Below are 19,673 nucleotides of genomic sequence, written 5' to 3' on the forward strand. Positions count from 1 at the left end.
ACTTTTCTCCTAAATATAGTATATTTTCTGATAATTTTATGATAAAATAGCCGCAGATCGTTGTAAAGGATTGAAAGCTTTGAAAATTTTTGTCAATAAATATTTAGAACTAAAATCTAAAATCATTGTATTTTATAACAATAGCAAAGCCATTGATGACAACGAGTTTCAAAAGCATAATAATGAGCAGCTTTTGAAAAGAATTAACCTCGTTTCGATTACTTTAATCTTCATCTACATCTATTATATTATTGCGGATGTTATACTTCTTCGCGATATTCATGATTCTTCTTTCCGCTTAAACCTAATCGTGATCCATTTTGTCAGCTTTCTTTTCTCTTTAATTTATTATTTCATTTATCAAAATGTAAAAAAAAGCAAGACATTCATAGAATCGAAGAGTGCTACCTTTCTCATAAACTTTTATATCATCATCTATGCGATGTTAGGTGTAACAAGTTCATTAAATAATCAAAAGTTAACGGGGAATATTGATGTATATACAACGATAATTATTGGAATTGCAGTCTTATTGCATATTAAACCACTGCATCTATTCGTGATTTATCTACTAACTTATCTTAGCTTCCACATCGGTCTATCCTTTATTTTGGAAGATGAGCTAATAAAGATCACAAAGCAAACAAATGCGACTACAACTGTACTCGTCGCCTACTTAATTTCCTTTGCATTTTACACGTTTCGCAGAAATGCTTTTTATAATAAGGTTAAGTTAAGAGAGCAAGAGAAGAACTTTAAGAAGCTGTTTGATATTAACCCATTCCCTCTTCTCCTAACAAGCGCTGTTGACGGAAGGATTGTCGAGGTGAATGAAAAAGCGCTCGAGTTTTATGGGGTAGCAAGGGAGGACGTACATAAATATACAGCTATCGATTTCTATAAAAATGATAAAGAAAGAATTCCACTGATTGAGGAGTTAAATCGCAATGGATATAAGAAAAATCACATTATTGAACAGAAAGTAGCAAGCGGAAAACTTATATGGGTTATCCTAAACTATCAACTAATCGACTATCGCAATGAAAAGTGCATTCTCACTGGAGTTACGGATATATCCGAATTGAAAAAATTTGAAGCCGAACTTATACAGCATGCTTCAACAGATATTTTAACAGGAATTAATAATCGACGAAGTGGGATTATTCAGCTAAAGGAATTACATCAGAAGGCTAAGGAAGACCATTTTCCTTTCACCCTTTGCTTCGTGGATGTCAATAATTTGAAGATGGTCAATGATCAATATGGACATGCCGAAGGAGATTTTTTAATCAAAAGGACCTGTCAGGTGATCAAGGAGCATATCGAAGAACAGGATATCTTTTTCCGCTATGGTGGTGACGAGTTCATCGTCGTTTTCCCGCACAAGCCATTAGAGGAAACTGAGAGGCTTTGGGAGGAAATTACCTCCGTGCTTACATCCAATCATCCGTTGAATGTAAAACCATACCCGATTTCTATCAGTTATGGCTTGTTCTATTACGAACCAGGCCAAGACCTGTCTATTGAAGACATGATCCACCAAGCGGATGAGGAAATGTATCGCCGGAAATTATTACTGAAAAAAATATATTCGTAAAAACAAAAAAGGATTTCATATGTGAAGTCCTTTTTTCATGTGACGATATTTTAAGAATGGAGCCTTAACTAATATCCTGCTCTTGTTCTTCGAGTTGAAGGAATTGTTTTTTGTCATCAAAGATGGTTAATTCAGTTCTCTTTAATAAATATTGGAGATGCTGAATCGGCATGGAACCATATCCTTTTCCATCCTCGAGAATGAATTGAACCGTGCTCCCACTCAGTCTTGTGATCGTCATCGTTTCCGCAGAATTATAGTAACCCTTAATTGCGTTTGTAATTTGATATTTCGTTCCAACCTTAACTGACATGGCAGTACTCCTTTAACTTTTTTAGATCGTAGTATGCCATTTTTTTCTTCTTTGTATACATGATCATTTTACTTCTGACAGTGCCTCTATTTAAACCAGCCTTTTTCTTTAAAATGGGTGATCGCTTCAATTCGATTCGTGACACCAAGCTTATCTAATATCGTTGAAATATAGTTCCTGACTGTTCCGGTCTTGATGCTAAGTTCATCGGCTAATTCCTTCGTGTTTCGCCCATTTGCCACTAACTCCAAAACCTCTAGTTCTCGTTCTGTCAAAGGATTTTCTTCCGCGTACAAATCGTCCATCAGTTCAGGAGCATAAACTCTTCTGCCGTCCATGATATTGCGAATTGAGGTAGCGAGCTCTTCGCTAGGACTATCCTTTAGCAAATATCCTCTTACCCCAGCCTTAAGGGCCCGTTGAAAATATCCCGTCCGAGAAAAAGTCGTCAGGATAATGATATAACAGCCCGTGTCTTTTAACTCCTCTGCTGCTTCAAGTCCACTTTTTTCAGGCATTTCAATATCCATGATACATACGTCTGGCTGAAGCTTGTGTACAAGGGCAATCGCTTCATCACCGTTCGTCGCTTTCCCAACCACCTCCATATCATCCTCTAAATTGAGCAAGGAACCCAATGCGCCTAACAACAATCTTTGATCCTCAGCAATCACAATTCTAATCAACTCTACTTCCCTCCATTCTGCTGACTGCATTTGGCACCCTCATTTTGATACTTGTACCACCACTTGAGCATATGTCCAAGCTTCCATTTACAAATTCCAATCGCTCCATCATTCCAAGTATACCATTCCCTTTGCCTATGTCGGTGTCTTCCTTCAACCCAATGCCATTATCGCTTATTTCAATGGAAATCTCATTCATCTTTTGTTCCACTCTAATTAGACATTTCGTTGCCTTGCTATGCTTCACAACATTTGTGACGGCTTCCTTTAAGCACATGCTCAAAATATTTTCCAAAAATAACGAAACATTTGTTAAAGGAACCTCTTGTTCAAAGACTAGCTCTATTTCTGCAGCGTCTAATAGTTGACGAATATGATTCATCTCATCCTTCAAGCGAATACCTCTCATGGAGGATACCATTTTCCGTACCTCATTTAAGGCCGTTCTCGCTGTTTGCTGAACATCCTTTAATTCGTTTCGTGCCTGCTCTGGGTCCTTATGAATAAGCCTCCTTGCCAGGTCTGTTTTGAGGCCAATGAGAGAGAGCTTTTGTCCTAATGTATCATGAAGATCGCGAGCAATGCGTTGACGCTCCTCCTGTTTCACCAATTCCGCGATACGTTTATTCGCATCCTCAAGCTGTTCCTCAAGCTGCCCCTGCTTTTTCTTATTATAAAGATTAAAGGGGAGAAGGATGACGCTAATCCAAATAATCAACACAAATGGAATTTGCTCGATAAAAAGCGATTTTTGCATAACGAAATTATAGTTGATAGCAATAGTCGTTGCGACAAGGTGAATCACGTATAAGGTAATAAAAGCGATCCGATTCTTAATATTTCCGTTATAGTACGCAATGTAAAAGGCAAAGTAGACAAAATCAAACAAGACAGTCATGGTCATCGAGATGCTAATGAGAATCAAGGTCCAAACATAGACCGGCCATCTTTTTGAAATAAAAGCAAAACGGTAGGCGATAAAAAATATCCCAGTCAAAATGATTCCGACCACAATTTCAATCGTGGAGGAGGACTGAAAAATAAAATAGAATGGCAGGATGCTGAACACAGTCCAAATATATGGGGAAATCCCTTGAAATCTTTGGAACATGGCAGGTTTTTTTTTCATTATAGAAACCTCATTCGCTTTTTTGCAATTTTAACACAAATGGAATAGGTAGCTAAAGAAAGAAGCCGTCCTCCAAAGAACGACTTGAATTCCATTATGATCGAGCGTGTGATGTCCTTTTTTCATCCTTTTGGACCTTGGATAGAGCCCGCTTCTTTAACTCCCGAAAGCCAATAAAGACCTTTTGTTCTTCGTCCCACAAGTGAAATTTCAGGGACTCGAGGCTTGTCGAAAGTGTAACAGTTGGTACGTTTTGCAAAGGTGGTGTGTTTTCATGTGCTTCCTCAAGCTTGTAATTCGGAATTCTTGGGCTTAAATGATGGACGTGGTGATAGCCAATATTTCCTGTTAGCCATTGAAGCAGCCTTGGCAGCTTGTAAAAGGAGCTTCCTTCCACAGCAGCACGTACATATTCCCAATGCTCATCCTCTTCAAAATAGGAATCCTCAAAGGTGTGCTGTACATAAAACAGCCAGATGCCAGCCGCACCAGAAATCATAAAGATCGTCCCTTGAATGATGAAAAAGGATTTCCATTCAAGAAGCATACTGAGAACAACAATTAATAGAACGAGGATGCTATTGGTCAAATACGTATTCACTCGTTCCTTCTTCCTTGCACCCTTTCGATTAAACCGATTTTGGATCAAGAATTTGTAAATCGGGCCAAGGACAAACATGACAAATGGATGACGGTAGAGGCGGTATTGAATTTTCGTAAGAGTAGATGCCTCTAGGTACTCATCCACGGTCAGCATCCATATATCACCCGTTCCCCTCTTATCAAGGTTGGAGCTAGTAGCATGATGCACGGAATGATCATGCTGCCATTGCCTGTATGGGAATAAGGTGAGCACTCCTGTTATCGTCCCAAGTATGTCATTTGCCCGACGATTTCTAAAAAATGAGTAATGGCAGCAGTCATGAAAGATAATGAAAATTCGTACCAAAAAGCCTGCTGCAACGACACACAAAATGAATGTTAAGGCATAAGAAATTTTCAAGCTTTGATAGGCAAGAATCCAGAGTAGAAAAAATGGAACGAAAGTGTTTACCATTTGATAGATGCTTTTACGCATAGTAGCTTTTTCATAAGGTGCCATTTGTTTGCGAAGATTTTTTTCTTTTTCTTTTGACATGCACTTGCTTCCCTTCATCTTTAATTTTGATTGTTATATTTTGGATGTTCGCTTTGAATGTTTATTTTTTCCTATCATATCAAAGAGTAAAAAATATGGTAGACATAGTTGTCATGTTCGATATATGATAAATGTCATGTCTAAGGCCCACTCATACAAAAAGATCCCTCTATTTAGAGGGATCTCAACACATTTAATTATTTCCAAATACAGAAGAATAAGTCTTCCAGCCACCATCCACATTTTTAACCTTATAACCATGATTTCTTAAAATCCGGCTAGCAAGATAACCGCGTAAACCAACCTGACAGCTAACATAAATCGTCTCATTCTGTGGAATTTCATCTAAACGATCGCGAAGCTCATCTAATGGGATATTGATCGAGCCTTTTATATACCCATTTTCTCTTTCAATTGGTTGTCGAACATCAATTAAAATCCCACCATTTGCGACGATTTCGTCTACCTCATGCCACTGAATCTGCTCAAGCTCTCCATCAAGTATGTTGCTTGCCACATAGCCTGCCATGTTGACAGGGTCCTTTGCTGAGGAGTAAGGCGGCGCATAGGATAGCTCAAGATTCGTCAAATCGAGTGCAGTTAAGCCTCCCTTCATCGCTGTCGCAATCACATCCATTCTTTTATCGACGCCGTCCGCTCCAACAGCCTGTGCTCCAAAAATTTTTCCAGATTCCGGATCGAAGAGTAATTTTAAAGAAATCTGACAGGCTCCAGGATAGTAACCGGCATGGGAGGCTGGATGAAGATGCACGGCTTCATAAGGTACTCCTAATCGCTTTAAGGTTTTCTCATTGTTACCAGTTGAGGCAACGGTTAAATCAAATACCTTGGCAATCGAGGTCCCAAGAGTTCCTTGGTATTTTTCCTTTTTCCCCATCATATTGTTTGCTGCAATACGACCTTGTCGATTAGCTGGGCCTGCTAATGGGATCATCGCTTTCATACCGCTTATATAATCCACCACTTCAACTGCGTCACCAACAGCATAGATGTCTTCATTTGAGGTTTGTAGGAATTCATTGACGATGATTCCGCCACGTTCACCCAACTCAAGCCCCGCATCTCTGGCTAGCTCATTTTCTGGTCGTACACCGATTGACAAAATCGTCATATCGGTTTCAAGCTCCATTCCGTCTGCAAGAATGACCTTTTTGCCTTCGTCAGCAAAGGCCTGAACCCCATTTTCAAGGATGAGCCTAACACCCTTTTCCTTCAAGTGCTTGTGTAAAATCGCAGCCATTTCGTAATCAATGGGAGCCATAATCTGATTACCCATTTCCACAATTGTTACTTCGATTCCCCGTTCAACCAGGTTCTCAGCCATTTCAATGCCGATAAAGCCCCCGCCGATCACAACTGCTTTTGAAGGCTTCTCATCATCGACAAAGCCCTTTATCCGATCGGTATCAGGAATATTTCTTAATGTAAATAATGTTTTATTTTCTGAAAGACCTGGAATGGGTGGCACAATAGGCCTGGCACCTGGTGAAAGCAAGAGCTTATCATAGGATTCCTGATAGATTTCCCCTGTTTGTAGATCTTTTATTTCGATCGTCTTCTGCTCTGGATAAATTCGAACAGCCTCGCTTAGATTCCGAATATCCAAATTAAAGCGCTTCGACATGCCTTCAACCGTTTGCACTAGGAGCTTATTTCTTTCCTTAATCGTTTCCCCGATATAGTAAGGAAGGCCGCAGTTGGCAAAGGAAATGTATTCTCCTCTTTCAACTAAAACGATCTCCGTATCCTCACTTATTCTTCTTAGTCTCGCCGCAGCTGTTGCTCCGCCGGCCACGCCACCAACGATGATTACTCTTTTCCCCATGATGATCCCTCCAAAATTAGAAATTCACTCTATTTTCATCATACCCAGCAAGGTATAAGTCCTCGCAAAAAAATATGTTTCATATACCCTTATAGGTATATTGTATTCCAAAAATAAAAAAAGTCAACAGATGATATCTGCCGACTTAACTACTTTTTGTCAGAGACTCTAGCAGCAAGGATGGTAGTTTAAAAGTATCCTTGTCAATATTGATGAGAAATTCCTCAGAGTCTTCATTTGCATTCAATATTTTGATTTCCTTCATTTCTTGATGGAGCCTTTCCATTTTTCGATCCAGCTCCGCTGCTGTTGTTGCAGCTTCCTTTAATTCGTTCGTAACCTTTTCTGGAACCACTTTATTATATTTGTAAAAAATCTTATGCTCAAGGCTAGCCCAGAAATCCATTGCGATTGTTCTAATCTGGATTTCAACGGGAATATGCACTTCACGATCAGACATATATATAGGAATTTCCACGATTAGATGTAGACTTTGATATCCATTTGGCTTAGGGTTTTGAATATAGTCTTTTGTAGTAATTAATTTGACATCCTTTTGCTTCACAAGCATGTCACTGATCTTATAGATATCTGAAATAAATGAGCATGTGATTCGTATTCCCGAAATATCCTTAAGGTTTTCGCGAATGGACGATAAGGATAATTCATGGCCCTTTCGGATCATTTTCTTTAGAATACTTTCCGGTGATTTTACTCTTGATGTGACATGCTCAATGGGATTATAGTCGTGAATATGGAGAAATTCTTCCTTCAGAATATTAATCTTCGTGTTCATCTCATCGAGCGCAAACTTATACGCCATCATGAACCTTGTTAGTTCAACTTTTAGTTCCCTTAAATCCTGTAAATCCATTCGGTCACTCTTCTCTCTTCAAATTTTTAAGCTGGATCATTTTCTCTGGTGGGAAGACAAGGCGACAAATTATCTTAGCTATTTGGTCATAATCAGGATTGCTTCCGCTTTCATTTTGGATTTCCGGTATTTTTTCAACGAGGGCTATAATCGACCACGATAACGTTTCTAAACTTAAGTCCTCCCAAGCAAACCCATTTTCTTTTACCTGCTCCAGGCCCTTGAGAATTTGCATATATATTTTTCGCTTTGCTTCAAATAATACCTCGGCCAATTCCTCATCACGATGGAGCAATTCCGGTAGGACTCTATACAGGCCCAGCTTGTCTAACCGTTCAAAATGGGCTTTCAATAAAATCGCTAAAGAAGATTCCGGATCGACATTGAGCCAATTCGGCTCCGGAGGCATCATACTTTCTAATTTATCCTTTAGGAGAGACAACAGCAGCTGACGTTTATCCGAAAAATACCGGTAAAAGGTCCCTGTCGCTACCCCAGCATGGGAGGCTATTTCCTTGGCTGTGGTGTTCTCGTATCCCTTTTCGGCAAACAAGATATTGCCACTCTTTAACAGGGCTTGTCTTTTTTCCAAAGCACGAGCTTGCTTCGGTATTGTTGGGAAATACCCAGTTTGTATTTCATTGTTTTCTGACATTGCCGCCACCTCAGCTTTTATTATACCATAGCCCAATGAAAAGATGAATTTAAGTTCATGTTTTTGTTGACAGTATTGCTCTCGCGTGCAATACTTGAACTATGGTTCATGTTTATTTGTTTGAAATGTTTTACACCCCTTAAATAATCATGTCTAGAATAAATAAACATGATCTTTTTTTATGAGAAATGGTTTGAACAATTACGACATGATATATGCAAAAATTCGTAGAACATTCTGTTTGAAATCATGTTTTGTCATGCTTTATAATAGATATAATTACAGTTCTATTAATAGATGGAGGGTGGAAAAAGATGACAAAAAACCCTGAAAAGAAAATCGCTGTGAATTCGCAGATTTCCCTAAAAGGCTTGGTAAAAGCTATTTTTAATGATACCATCCATGTTCAAATCGGAGGAAAGGTCATTACCTTGCCGATTGCTGACTTAAATACGAATAAGCTTGAAAAGAATATGTAATTCCTATAAAACAAGACAAAAGCCGATGAGTTCTTCCTCACCGGCTTTTTCTTATTCGGGAAAAGAATCTTGTCATTTAATCCTTTACAGCGGCTTCAGCTGCAGTTTGCCTTAAATGGGTCTTCAAAATCTTGCCAACCCCATTCCGTGGTAGCTGCTCTAAGAAAAATACTTTTCTAGGTGTTTTATGCTTTGCTAGTCTTTGCTGACAAAATTGAATGAGCTCTGTTTCCGTTACGGCCGAGCCTGGTTTTTTCACGACACAGGCAACCATTTCCTCTCCCATTCGCTCATCGGGAATCCCGACGACCGCTACCTCAGACACCCCCTCATGTGTACTCAATATTTCCTCCACATCACGAGGATAAAGGTTGAAGCCGCCGCGAATGATGAGATCCTTTTTCCGATCCACAATAAAGAGATAGCCGTCTTCATCCATTCTTGCCATATCCCCAGTGAACAGCCAGCCGTCTTTTAATACTCGCTTTGACTCTTCCTCATTTTGAAAATAACCAGGGGTGACGTTATCCCCTCGAACAATCAATTCCCCAACCTCTCCTCGAGGAAGCTCCTTCCCATCATCATCGACAATTTTGATTTCAACTCCTGGAATGGGGATGCCAACGGATCCAGGCTTGATGATCCCATCTTTCGTATGTGCGGTTACTACTGGAGCCGCCTCAGAAAGTCCATACCCCTCGAGTACATCCGCATTGAATTTTTGCTTAAAGGCGTGTATCAGCGCAACAGGGAGTGGCGCCGAGCCTGAACCAATCGATTCCAGGGAGGATGTATCATATTCATCTGCTTGTGGAAAGGCAATCATCGCATGAATCATGGCTGGCACAGCGGAGAAAGATTTCACCCTATGCTTCTCGATTGCCTCAAACACTTCTTTCAATTCAAACTTTGGAAAGACAACAATCGAGCTCCCCGTCAGATAACAGGTATTTGAAATCGTTAACCCATAGACATGTGCTAACGGAAGGACACCAATGGTCGTACTTCGTTCGTCTGTATCATGGTGCTTAACCGAGTTGGCAGCGTTCGAATAGAGATTCTTATGGGTGAGGACGACTCCCTTTGGATTTCCTGTCGTTCCAGATGTATAAAGAATGATAGCTGTATCGTCTTCCGTGATCTCATTTTGTTCTGACTCAAGATCCACCGATGTCTTTCTTAGAACATCATAGAAATTGTAAGCCCTTTCATCAGTGGGCGCATCAACGACAATGAGAAGTGGTTTCTGTTCCAAGCCCTCCACGGCCAGTTCTACATTTTGCAAAATATGTGAGGAGGTAATAACGGCCTTTGCATTTGAATTCCGGGCGATATAATGAATTTCTCTTGGATGGAGCATGAACATCACCGGAACAATGACAGCGCCTGCTCTCGTAATGCCTTGATAGGAAATGAGAACCTCAGGACAATTCGGCATACAAACGATTACCCGATCCCCTTTTTCGATCCCCATTTCACGCAATCCATTTGCCAGTTCATCTGCATACCTTTTCGTTTCCGTATTCGAAACGATTCGATCTTGAAAATAAAGAAATGGATATTCCCCATACTTACTAATATTCGTTTCTAGCAAATCTTTTAGTATCAACATGGTCCTCTCCTCTCAAATTAAGATTCCATATGACTTTTACCAGCAACTATCTTGCATATCATTGATTGACTACCCACCCCCCTCTTCATAAAAAGTCCGCTATGCTTCTTCATGCAAACTAGTTTTTCGTGTATATAAAATAAACATAACGATACTTACTAAAATAAGAAAAAAGATTCCAATAAATATATTTCGGTAAATGATGTCAAAGGCTGCCCCGTCCTGTAGCGATAAAAATAGTCCTGTAAGCGTGACCCCAAAACCCCCACCGATAAATTGGGTGAGCTGTGTCAGTCCCATTCCCGAACCAATTTTTTCAAATGGTAAAATTCTAGACACCTCATTTGAGAGGCTCGAGGTAAGGGCAGAAAAGGCTGGACTCATGACGATATAGGCAACAAGAAGAATATAGGGTGAAAGGGTGACGCCAAAGGCAAATATAAGTACGGCTAAACCGAGAAATAATTGCCCCAGTAAGAGAATTTGCTTATTCCCAAACCGATCAATTAGGATGCCAATGAATTTTGCGGATATGGCAGATAAAATCGCACCAGGGAAAATGATCAAGCCAACCTCTGCCGCTCCCTTCCCATATACCTGGGTAAGAATAAGAGGCATTAAGAACAACGTAGAAAAATGAGTAATAAATGCAGCAAAGGCCATAAATAGTAGCTTCAAATATTGTAAATCCTTAAAAAGATCAGGTTGAATAAAGGGAACTTTTGCTTTTCGAAGATAGAATGAGAGTATGATAAATAAAATAATCGTTACCGCCAATAGACTGGTTGATAAAATGGAAAAATAGAGTAAAAGAGTTGTAATGCTCCCCATAGTCAAGAGCGCCCCTAATAGATCAAATCGCCCTTTCTTGACCTCCTCCTTAGGAAGTAGTCTTTGAAAAAGGGGTATAAGAAGCAAGACGAAGCAGGTGACACAAAATAGAAAATTCCAGCCCAGATACTGCGTGATGGCACCGCCAACTACCGGTCCCAAACCGAAGCCTAAGGAAGCCGCCGAGGCAATGAGTGCCATCGCCTTCCCACGCCTCGATATCGGAATATAGCGACCAGCAAGAACCATCGCCAGCCCAGGAACCGCTCCTGCACCTGTTGCTTGCAAAATCCTTGCGAAAAGGAGCACATAGAATCGATCCGCAAAGAAACCGATTACCGAAGCAATGCCAAGGATCACTAACCCGATTAAAAGCAGCCTTGAAATCGGAAGATAATCGGACAATCGACTAAAGGTCAAGGATGAAATGGCAAAGGCAATGGAATAGCCGGAAACAATCCATGAGACGGTTGTCGAGGAAAGGGACAGCTCCGTTAATACCGTTGGCAGAGCCACATTAAACATGGTTGTATTCATAACGACCAACCAGACGGTAAAGCTCCAAACTAGTAGAACTCTATTCTCCTGTAGGGGTTCGATTCTACTTTCACTTATAACTGATACTGAGTATGGTGAAGACATAACATCACACCTAATATATAAATATCTAGTATGGATCAGAACGGCCAGCATTAGGCCGCTGAATGCCTAATTACAAAAAAACAGCCAATAAAATGAACACAGAATCATTATATGTAGAAATATTCAGAATTATTTACTAATTACATTTTACAATATATTCATGTGAAATACAGCATTAAATAGACTTTTATTAAAAAAACCAAAAATTAGAAGACCGAAAAAAATCCGCCAATCGAAATCGGCGGATTTAGTTCAAAAATTGTAGTATTTCCTCTTTTCGATTGCCCATACACTTGGCAGCCAAATCAATTAGCCTGTCCGTGTATGTGACCTCATCAAAGGAAACTTCTTCACCAAGGTTTTCATTGATGCGCAAATAATTCTCTCCAAGTAAATACTTGCAATGATAGGTGACCGATTCTGAGGATAAATGTAGTGCCAAATCAAACAGCTTGGGTGTCACCTTAAATGATGGGAGCTGTACAGGCAACCATTGTTGCATTCCCCAACTCCCCCTCTCTTCATCACTGAAAACAATTTGCTGTTCTCCTGTCCCGATAGAGAGAATCTCAATATCCTCGATTTTTTCATGAAAATGCTTCATGGCTTCCGTTATACAGACTAACGAGGGGTTATTGGCCCATAGCCCTCCATCGATGGAGAGAAATTTATTCTCTACGTTATTCGGAGGAAAATATACGGGTGCTGAGCATGAAGACAAGACCGCATCCCAAAGCTTGACAGATAGATCGGTTTCCTCACCGGAAGATCCAAAGTTCGATCGGTGAACATAAGGCTTCCCGTGAGTGAGATCAACAGCAGGGATGAGCAACGGCTTTTCGATATCTGCTAGAGTATAGTTCCCGAAAGCTCTTTGAAAAAACCGTCTCATGAACCGATCACTATAGATCGTTCTCCATAAGCCTAGCTTCGACTGACGACTAAAAATCTTCTCTCCATATATTTGATAATCCTTGAGGACATCCTTCATTTCAAGCTTGAGGGCCACAGAGGCCGCAATAATCGCACCTGTGCTTGTCCCTGCAACTAGATCAAAAGCTTCTCCAATCGGCTTCCCCATTTCCTCCTCAAGTGCTTTAAGAATAGCGATCGCGAACACACCTCTAATTCCGCCACCATCAATGCAAAGAACCTTCATGCTCGCTCCCTACCGCACTTCTGCGACAAGTTTTAATAGAAACTCATGAATGATGCTTAACGCAGCAGAGAAGGTCATTTCTTCCCTGTAGCCAGCTACATAATCCAATGTAAAATTCAGATTCCACAGACCATCATTTGCATCAAACAACAGTCCATACTTGATTTCCTCTCCGCTTAAATGATGCTCAAGAAAAGCCTTAATCTGAGGCTCAAGCTTCTTCGGTAATTTGAGTCCGAGCATCACATTATACGTTCCAAAGACATCATCAACCTCTAAGGAAAGCCCATCTGCACCTAGTTCACTAAAAGGAGTCGCTTCAATATAAACAAACTCATCCTTGTTCACACGCAAATAATCAATATGATTTTGTAAAAATGCCTGACCCTCCTCAGCTAAAAAGTTTTCGGTTTCCTTATCACATCTCTCAATATACACATTGGAAAAATCAACTGGATTCGTTTCCATCTTCTACCTGCTCCTTTTGTTAAGACTATGTTAATGTGCAGTGTTGATTTTAGCCTTATATATGTACGTGAACGGGTTTTATTCGGTACGAATACCTTAGAGAACGTACATGTATAAGGCGATATGAAAATCAACAACAAAATATAACGTGCCTTTGAAAAATACCTATTCCTGTTTATTTTGCCGTTTTTTGCTTTATTTTGCAAAATATAATAAAGGAGAGCATCTTGGACGCTCCCCCACGCTTATCCTATATTATCCATTTTCAATACAACCGGACAATGGTCACTCCCGAGCACTTCGTGATGAATCTCGGCATCCACGATATTTTTCTCAAGTTGCTCGGAAACAATAAAATAATCAATCCGCCATCCGATATTCTTTTCCCGTACCTTACTCATATAAGACCACCATGTATAGGAATCGGTCTTTTCTGGGTATAGATGACGGAAGGAATCAAGAAATCCAGCCTGCAGCAGTGTCGTCATTTTTTCCCGCTCTTCATACGTAAAGCCGGAGTTTCCGATATTTGACTTCGCATTACGGAGGTCAATCTCCTCGTGGGCGACATTTAGATCCCCGCAATAAATTACGGGCTTAATAGCGTTTAATTCAATCAAATACTCTCGGATTTCTTCCTCCCATTGAAGCCGATAACCAAGGCGTGACAAATCCCGTTTGGAATTAGGGGTGTATACATTCACAAGGTAGAAGTCTTCATATTCTAAAATGATGCTTCTTCCCTCTTCTTCCGTTTCCCTTTCACCAATGCCATAACTCACGGACAATGGCTTTTTCTTGGTGAAGACAGCCGTACCAGAATAGCCCTTTCTTTCGGCATAATTCCAGAATTGATGATAGCCATCTAATTCAAGCTCAATTTGTCCTTCTTGAAGCTTTGATTCCTGTATACAAAAAATATCGGCATCCACTTGGTGAAAATAATCAAGAAATCCTTTTTTCACACAAGCACGAAGCCCGTTGACATTCCACGAAACCAATTTCATTGCCAATTTCTCCTCGCATGCCCTTTTTTCTGTGTTTTAACGAATAATTCTACTATACTATGAAAAAAGGAGATGATCACGTAATTAAGATTACCCCTCTCTTTTAAAATTCATGATTCTTGGCGAAGCTTATACAAGCAATAAGAGGAAGGAGGAGAGCAAAATGAAACGATTTCTTATCTTGGTTTCGTTTATCATTCTATTAAGCTTTGGCTGGATTTACTTAGGGGAAAAATTTAAAGGCGACATGGACCACGTGAAGGAACAGGTCACAAGCCTTTTTGAAAATGGGGAGTTCAAGGAAATCGCGATGGGCTTTCTAGATAATGCCCGCTTGTTTTTTGATCAAATGGAGAAAGAGGTAGAATCGCTCCCTGATTTAGCAAAAGAGGATTCGGTTGAGAAGCCAAAGCTTTTTACACCAACAGAGCAATCTTTTTCTATCCATAATATTGAGATTGGAGCGAAGAAAGCGGACGTAGAAGCGACCCTTGGTAAGCCACAAAGGGTATCAATCAATGAATATGGCTTGAATTGGCTTACGTATCATCAAGACTATCATAACTTTGTTCAAGTCATGTACGATGAGCATGATCAGGTGGTTGCTCTGTATACGAATCAGGATTTGATCGCATCCATCAAGAATATCAAGCTCGGAAGCTCAAAGAGTTCGGTTCGTGAGCAACTGGGTGAACCAACAACGAGGATTCGCAAAGGTCTGGTGATTTATGAGCTTCAAGGCGATAATGACTACGACGTTTTCCATATGGATGGTTGCTATATTACAATTTTCTATGATATTCATGAGAATAACACGGTCACTGCAATTCAAATGATTGACGAGAATCTTGAGGAGCAAAAGAAGGATTTCTATACGAAAGCAAGTGACTCATTGCGCGAGGGCTTTGAGCTGCAGATGTTTGATCTGACCAATACCGCCCGTGTTCAGCACGGCCTGAATCCCTTAGTCTGGGATGAAAAGGTTCGAGGAACTGCCAGAAAACATAGTGCCGATATGGCAGAGCATAATTATTTTAATCATACCAACCTGAAGGGGGAGTCCCCCTTTGACCGCATGTTAGCTGATCAAATCACCTTTACTGTAGCCGGTGAGAATCTTGCCTACGGTCAATTCAGCAGCATTTTTGCCCATGAGGGCCTGATGAACTCGATGGGACACCGTCAGAATATCCTGAAAAAAGATTTCCATTACCTCGGTGTTGGGGTCGCCTTTAACGGGGAATCACACCCCTACTATACACAAAACTATTATACAAAATAACGAAACTCCGTTTAGGCGCTGAACGGAGTTTCGTTCCTTTTATAGAGTCAAGACTCACCTATTCCATTTCACCTGTCCAAGCTAGCATGCCACCGTTCATATTGATGACATGGAAGCCTTGCTGCTCTAGATACTGACAGGCGAGGGTGCTTCTGCCTCCTGCTTGACAAACAACAATATACTCATTTGCTTTGTTTAACTCATGCATTCTGAATTCTAACAGTCCAAGGGGAATATTGACAGCTCCCGGTATTTTTCCTGTGGCAACCTCGTTAGCTTCTCGGACATCAATGATATTCAGTTGCTGACCTTCCTTTAATCGCTGTTCTACCTCTGCTACCGTTATCTGTTTCATGTTCCTACCTCCTACCTCCAAGCGCTCATTCCGCCCTTGACGTTTCTAATATTCTTAAATCCTAGGCGCTTTAACATTTTGGCGGCATTTTGACTACGCATACCACTCTGACATATGACTACGACCTCTTTTTCCTTTGAAAGCAAATCGGCCTTTTTTGCAATGTCCTGTAAGGGAATATTTTTGAATTCACGAATATGATTCCGTCTATATTCTCCTGGTGTTCTGACATCGATAAACTGTTTGCTTTTATCACTCAGCAAGTTCTTTAGCTCTGAAGTTGAAATTTGTTTTACTCCACTTGCTGGAATGAAACGCATGATAAATACTCCAAGCAATACAGCGATGACTATATAAGATAAAATGTCCATTTTGTATACCCCCTACCGTTTATTACAAATTTATAGTATACCCTATCAGGTATATTGTCAAGGCATTAAACATACAAAAAGCTTGTCCCTAGGAGACAAGCTAACTGAAAACTATTTTTTCACGATGACACCACATTTTTCCTCTAATGGTTGTATAACAGCGGACATATCTAGCTCGCTCAGCCCTTGACTCATCGCAAAAGCAAAGGATTGTTCCGCCTGCTGGCCTAACGTTTCTGTCATTCCAGCCTGGGAAAATAGCTGATTGGCTAAACGAACGTCCTTATGGACATATTTCACCGCACCACCTGGTTCAAACTGTCGATCAAGAACATATTGCTCCATATGGCGTTCGAGCATCCGACTTTGACCATAGCTTACCTTCAAAAGATGGTATAGCTGTTCAGAATTCAAACCATAAGCAGCACCTGCCACCATTGCCTCAGAGGCTGCGAGCGAGTGGACCGCAACTAAATATTGATTAATAAGCTTGGCGATACTTCCTGAGCCAGAGCCGCCAAGATACTCGATGGTTTTTCCGATTGTTTGAAGCAGAGGCTCCACTTTTCTAAAGGCTGCTTCGTCTCCTCCAACCATAATAGTTAAAGTGCCTTGCTCGACCCCTTCAGGCCCACCGCTAACCGGTGCATCAAGGAAGATGATGCCTTTTTCAGCCGCAGTCTGCGAAATCTGCTGGCTCGTATCAGCACCAACAGTGGAAAAATCAAGGCAAATGGCCCCTTTTTTCGCATATGGAAGAACGCCTTCAAGGAACACGTGGATAGAATCCTCTGGCATGGAAAGACAGCTGCAAATCACATCAGAACTTGCCGCAAGAGCAGGCAGATCCTCGGCCCTCTTTGCCCCTAATTTGATAAGGGGCTCCGCTTTCCCAGAGGTCCGGTTATAGACCATTACCTCATATCCTGCTGCAAGAAACCGTTTGACCATTCTCGAACCCATTACCCCTAAGCCGATAAATCCAATTTTCATGTTAGCAATCCCTCCTCATCCATGTAAAACTATCCTCACTGGAACCCTTCGGTGTGTACTCAAGCCCAATTAGACCCTTGAAACCATCATCTTGAAGTGACCGGAAGATATTTTCATAATGAATTTCTCCCGTTCCCGGCTGATGCCGTCCTGGGACATCGGCAATTTGGATATGACCTATGGAATGGGAATATTTTTTAAAATTCGCGATGAGATTCCCATGGATTCTCTGTATATGATAGAAATCATACTGTAATTTAACATTCGGACGTCCGATTTCGGCGATAATCTTAGCAGCCTCATGTAGATTTGATAAAAAATAACCTGGCATATCGAAGGTGTTGATCGGTTCAATCAACAGGGTAATGCCATGCTCGTCCAGCTTTTCCGCTGCGTAAGTCAAATTCTCTATGTAGGTTTCTCTTACTGTTTTTTGTTCCATCCCTTCTGGTAGAATCCCGGCCATACAATGAATTTTCTTTACCTTTAGTGCTACTCCATAGGTAAGCCCTTTTTCCACAGAGGCTTTGAATTCATTTACCCGTCTAGGATCTACCGCAAGCCCTCTATCCCCACCGCTCCAATCACCAGGAGGTAGATTGATGAGCTCTAATGACAAGTGATTCTCCGCAAGCACTTCTTGGATCTGTTCAGGTGGATAATCATAAGGAAATTGGCATTCTACGTATTTGAAGCCCGCCTCCCTCGCCTTCTGAAACCGTTCCAAAAAAGGTACTTCCGTAAAAATGGTTGACAGATTAATTGAATATCGCATCGTATCCTCCCTGTTGTCGTATTTTTACAAAATTCGATCAATTCCTCTTTGTACTTTCTACAGAAGTATGTAATATCCTTTTAAAATCCTCGAAATTTTTCGGGTCCTTTCGGTAAATTCAAAAGGACAGCTGCTTTTCATTCCAAGAGCTGTCCTCTACTTCCGTTAATATTTTTTCACAGCAATATTCCTCTCCATAAAGCTCCAATTTTGTGGGGCAGGCAAACTTAGCTGCCAATAGGTTGCTCCCCTTAATTGATAGAGATCGATGAGTCGATATTTCTCCATATAGCTTCTTATGTCCTCAAACCAGACCACCTGCATCTGCTCATTCGCCTGATATTGAAACCAAGGTGATTTGGCAGCAAGATCAAATTGAATCGGTGTTTGAGTGGTTAAGGCAAGATTTTGAGCGGCTAAAACGGATAATGCCTTGGTATGATTCGACGGGACTGTTTTTTCATATCCGTATAATGGGAGGGCAATTTGCAGTTTAGCGGGATTGATTTGAGTAATCGAGTAACGAATAACCTCTGCCACCCACCAGGCGGGCGAAATCGGATCCGGCGGACCAGTAGGATAGCCATAGTCAATCGTCATGACGGCCACAATATCAGCCACGTTGCCAATGCGCCGATAATCATAGGCTCCAATAATCGGGTTTGTTGGAATATCCATTGTTTTTGCATGAACATTGACATGGAGAAGAAGGCTTCCTAATGCTGATTTTAAGTCGGTAAGAAAAGTGATAAAATCATTTCTTTGCGGAGGTGGAATAAACTCGAAATCAATGCTCACACCTGAATACCCTCTTGTTAGAGCAAGATTCACGAGACTCGAGATTAGATTTTGCCGATAGGTTGGATTATTAAGGACCCGGCCTACAAGCTGACGATCAAAATCTTCATTGCGAAAGTTTCGAATCATTAGTAGCGGTTGAATTCCCCTTAATTTACTTTGAAGAATAATTTCCCTGTCCTCGAGGATATTGTAGGCATAGCCTTCTTCTGTAAAGGAATAAGATACAATCGCCAAATAGGTAAGTTGGTTGGCAAAAGTAGATAAGTTTGCGATAAATGCATTCGGATTATATGGCACAATGAAACCAAGTGTCTCCAATGGTAATTTTATTGCTGTTGGTATTGTTATTTCTTGTCCAATATATAAACGGTTGGGATCCACCCCTGGATTTGCTGTAAGGATGGTTTCAACGGTTGTTTGAAAACGTTGTGAGAGCCCCCAAAGGGATTCCCCTGCCTTGATTTTGTAATAACGGTTGACCAATTGATCATTGGGGATATATAGAGCGAGACCAGGTACAATCAAGCCTTCTTGCGGCAAACCATTTACCTGTAGCAATGCTCCGACCGTAACTCCATACAATTGGGCGATGGTCCATAGGTTTTCTCCGGACTTTACAACATGGACTGCCACCTGACATCACCCCTTTTTTATTCTTAA

General features: G+C 40.8%; 20 protein-coding genes. 3 read left to right on the forward strand and 17 right to left on the reverse strand.

Annotation, left to right across the window (positions count from 1 at the left end; genetic code table 11):
* Positions 1-79 precede the first annotated feature (79 nt).
* The gene (locus J2S07_RS04290; protein WP_307149173.1) at positions 80-1,597 is read left to right on the forward strand and encodes a sensor domain-containing diguanylate cyclase; all 1,518 of its coding nucleotides are present in this window, start codon (positions 80-82) and stop codon (positions 1,595-1,597) included.
* 64 nt (positions 1,598-1,661) lie between these two features.
* On the opposite strand, the gene J2S07_RS04295 is transcribed toward J2S07_RS04290, so the two are convergent.
* The 7 genes from J2S07_RS04295 to J2S07_RS04325 all read right to left on the reverse strand — a co-directional run bounded on the left by J2S07_RS04295 (position 1,662) and on the right by J2S07_RS04325 (position 8,238).
* Complete coding sequence (locus J2S07_RS04295) at positions 1,662-1,910, reverse strand: hypothetical protein (protein ID WP_307149174.1); 249 nt, start codon at positions 1,908-1,910, stop codon at positions 1,662-1,664.
* A gap of 86 nt (positions 1,911-1,996) precedes the next feature.
* Positions 1,997-2,596 carry a response regulator transcription factor gene (locus J2S07_RS04300; protein WP_307149324.1) on the reverse strand — a complete coding sequence of 200 codons (600 nt, stop codon included), beginning with the start codon at positions 2,594-2,596 and terminating at the stop codon, positions 1,997-1,999.
* Positions 2,589-3,725 carry a sensor histidine kinase gene (locus tag J2S07_RS04305; RefSeq protein WP_307149175.1) on the reverse strand — a complete coding sequence of 379 codons (1,137 nt, stop codon included), beginning with the start codon at positions 3,723-3,725 and terminating at the stop codon, positions 2,589-2,591. Before J2S07_RS04305 ends, J2S07_RS04300 begins: the two co-directional genes overlap by 8 nt.
* 94 nt (positions 3,726-3,819) lie before the next feature.
* Positions 3,820-4,863, reverse strand: a complete 1,044-nt coding sequence (desA, locus tag J2S07_RS04310) for a Delta(5) desaturase DesA (protein WP_307149176.1) — start codon at positions 4,861-4,863, stop codon at positions 3,820-3,822.
* Positions 4,864-5,056: 193 nt separating this feature from the next.
* Entirely contained in the window at positions 5,057-6,709 is a 1,653-nt protein-coding gene (locus J2S07_RS04315) for an FAD-dependent oxidoreductase (RefSeq protein ID WP_307149177.1), read from the reverse strand.
* A 145-nt stretch (positions 6,710-6,854) separates the two neighbouring features.
* Positions 6,855-7,583 (reverse strand): GTP pyrophosphokinase, encoded by a 729-nt coding sequence (locus tag J2S07_RS04320; protein ID WP_307149178.1) that lies wholly within the window; start codon positions 7,581-7,583, stop codon positions 6,855-6,857.
* 4 nt (positions 7,584-7,587) lie between these two features.
* Entirely contained in the window at positions 7,588-8,238 is a 651-nt protein-coding gene (locus J2S07_RS04325) for a TetR/AcrR family transcriptional regulator (RefSeq protein ID WP_307149179.1), read from the reverse strand.
* A 314-nt stretch (positions 8,239-8,552) separates the two neighbouring features.
* Here J2S07_RS04325 and J2S07_RS04330 point away from each other — a divergent pair, with 314 nt between their 5' ends.
* Entirely contained in the window at positions 8,553-8,717 is a 165-nt protein-coding gene (locus J2S07_RS04330; RefSeq protein ID WP_307149180.1) for a hypothetical protein, read from the forward strand.
* Positions 8,718-8,793: 76 nt separating this feature from the next.
* Here J2S07_RS04330 and J2S07_RS04335 read toward each other — a convergent pair whose 3' ends face one another.
* The 5 genes from J2S07_RS04335 to J2S07_RS04355 all read right to left on the reverse strand — a co-directional run bounded on the left by J2S07_RS04335 (position 8,794) and on the right by J2S07_RS04355 (position 14,436).
* Positions 8,794-10,329 carry a long-chain-fatty-acid--CoA ligase gene (locus J2S07_RS04335; RefSeq protein WP_307149181.1) on the reverse strand — a complete coding sequence of 512 codons (1,536 nt, stop codon included), beginning with the start codon at positions 10,327-10,329 and terminating at the stop codon, positions 8,794-8,796.
* A gap of 99 nt (positions 10,330-10,428) precedes the next feature.
* Positions 10,429-11,802, reverse strand: a complete 1,374-nt coding sequence (locus J2S07_RS04340; RefSeq protein ID WP_307149182.1) for an MFS transporter — start codon at positions 11,800-11,802, stop codon at positions 10,429-10,431.
* Positions 11,803-12,049: 247 nt separating this feature from the next.
* Positions 12,050-12,961 carry a CBASS cGAMP-activated phospholipase gene (locus J2S07_RS04345; protein ID WP_307149183.1) on the reverse strand — a complete coding sequence of 304 codons (912 nt, stop codon included), beginning with the start codon at positions 12,959-12,961 and terminating at the stop codon, positions 12,050-12,052.
* A 9-nt stretch (positions 12,962-12,970) separates the two neighbouring features.
* Positions 12,971-13,429: a branched-chain amino acid aminotransferase gene (locus tag J2S07_RS04350; protein ID WP_307149184.1), complete on the reverse strand. Its 459-nt coding sequence runs from the start codon at positions 13,427-13,429 to the stop codon at positions 12,971-12,973.
* Between the two features lie 245 nt (positions 13,430-13,674).
* A complete protein-coding gene (locus J2S07_RS04355) occupies positions 13,675-14,436 on the reverse strand; it encodes an exodeoxyribonuclease III (RefSeq protein WP_307149185.1) in 762 nt (253 codons plus the stop codon).
* Positions 14,437-14,599: 163 nt separating this feature from the next.
* Between J2S07_RS04355 and J2S07_RS04360 the strand changes: the two genes are divergently transcribed.
* On the forward strand, positions 14,600-15,718 hold the full coding sequence (locus J2S07_RS04360) for a CAP domain-containing protein (RefSeq protein WP_307149186.1): 1,119 nt from the start codon (positions 14,600-14,602) through the stop codon (positions 15,716-15,718).
* A 58-nt stretch (positions 15,719-15,776) separates the two neighbouring features.
* On the opposite strand, the gene J2S07_RS04365 is transcribed toward J2S07_RS04360, so the two are convergent.
* From J2S07_RS04365 to J2S07_RS04385, 5 genes are all read right to left on the reverse strand, one after another.
* Positions 15,777-16,073, reverse strand: a complete 297-nt coding sequence (locus J2S07_RS04365) for a rhodanese-like domain-containing protein (RefSeq protein ID WP_307149187.1) — start codon at positions 16,071-16,073, stop codon at positions 15,777-15,779.
* 11 nt (positions 16,074-16,084) lie between these two features.
* Positions 16,085-16,444, reverse strand: coding sequence for a rhodanese-like domain-containing protein (locus J2S07_RS04370; RefSeq protein ID WP_307149188.1), 360 nt, complete (start codon positions 16,442-16,444; stop codon positions 16,085-16,087).
* 111 nt (positions 16,445-16,555) lie between these two features.
* On the reverse strand, positions 16,556-17,437 hold the full coding sequence (locus J2S07_RS04375) for an NAD(P)-dependent oxidoreductase (RefSeq protein ID WP_307149189.1): 882 nt from the start codon (positions 17,435-17,437) through the stop codon (positions 16,556-16,558).
* A gap of 1 nt (position 17,438) precedes the next feature.
* Positions 17,439-18,212, reverse strand: a complete 774-nt coding sequence (gene hyi, locus J2S07_RS04380; RefSeq protein WP_307149190.1) for a hydroxypyruvate isomerase — start codon at positions 18,210-18,212, stop codon at positions 17,439-17,441.
* A 165-nt stretch (positions 18,213-18,377) separates the two neighbouring features.
* Positions 18,378-19,646: a LysM peptidoglycan-binding domain-containing protein gene (locus J2S07_RS04385; RefSeq protein ID WP_307149191.1), complete on the reverse strand. Its 1,269-nt coding sequence runs from the start codon at positions 19,644-19,646 to the stop codon at positions 18,378-18,380.
* Positions 19,647-19,673: the final 27 nt, after the last annotated feature.

It is taken from the genome of Anoxybacillus andreesenii, assembly GCF_030813005.1.
Taxonomy (GTDB): domain Bacteria; phylum Bacillota; class Bacilli; order Bacillales; family Cytobacillaceae; genus Robertmurraya; species Robertmurraya andreesenii.

Coding starts and splice junctions, on each gene's coding strand:
- hyi (WP_307149190.1), bottom strand. CDS start 18,212: ATGCGATATTCAATTAATCTGTCAACCATTTTTACGGAAGTACCTTTT.
- J2S07_RS04330 (WP_307149180.1), top strand. CDS start 8,553: ATGACAAAAAACCCTGAAAAGAAAATCGCTGTGAATTCGCAGATTTCC.
- J2S07_RS04315 (WP_307149177.1), bottom strand. CDS start 6,709: ATGGGGAAAAGAGTAATCATCGTTGGTGGCGTGGCCGGCGGAGCAACA.
- J2S07_RS04360 (WP_307149186.1), top strand. CDS start 14,600: ATGAAACGATTTCTTATCTTGGTTTCGTTTATCATTCTATTAAGCTTT.
- J2S07_RS04320 (WP_307149178.1), bottom strand. CDS start 7,583: ATGGATTTACAGGATTTAAGGGAACTAAAAGTTGAACTAACAAGGTTC.
- J2S07_RS04355 (WP_307149185.1), bottom strand. CDS start 14,436: ATGAAATTGGTTTCGTGGAATGTCAACGGGCTTCGTGCTTGTGTGAAA.
- J2S07_RS04340 (WP_307149182.1), bottom strand. CDS start 11,802: ATGTCTTCACCATACTCAGTATCAGTTATAAGTGAAAGTAGAATCGAA.
- J2S07_RS04365 (WP_307149187.1), bottom strand. CDS start 16,073: ATGAAACAGATAACGGTAGCAGAGGTAGAACAGCGATTAAAGGAAGGT.
- desA (WP_307149176.1), bottom strand. CDS start 4,863: ATGTCAAAAGAAAAAGAAAAAAATCTTCGCAAACAAATGGCACCTTAT.
- J2S07_RS04305 (WP_307149175.1), bottom strand. CDS start 3,725: ATGAAAAAAAAACCTGCCATGTTCCAAAGATTTCAAGGGATTTCCCCA.
- J2S07_RS04325 (WP_307149179.1), bottom strand. CDS start 8,238: ATGTCAGAAAACAATGAAATACAAACTGGGTATTTCCCAACAATACCG.
- J2S07_RS04335 (WP_307149181.1), bottom strand. CDS start 10,329: ATGTTGATACTAAAAGATTTGCTAGAAACGAATATTAGTAAGTATGGG.
- J2S07_RS04350 (WP_307149184.1), bottom strand. CDS start 13,429: ATGGAAACGAATCCAGTTGATTTTTCCAATGTGTATATTGAGAGATGT.
- J2S07_RS04375 (WP_307149189.1), bottom strand. CDS start 17,437: ATGAAAATTGGATTTATCGGCTTAGGGGTAATGGGTTCGAGAATGGTC.
- J2S07_RS04295 (WP_307149174.1), bottom strand. CDS start 1,910: ATGTCAGTTAAGGTTGGAACGAAATATCAAATTACAAACGCAATTAAG.
- J2S07_RS04345 (WP_307149183.1), bottom strand. CDS start 12,961: ATGAAGGTTCTTTGCATTGATGGTGGCGGAATTAGAGGTGTGTTCGCG.
- J2S07_RS04370 (WP_307149188.1), bottom strand. CDS start 16,444: ATGGACATTTTATCTTATATAGTCATCGCTGTATTGCTTGGAGTATTT.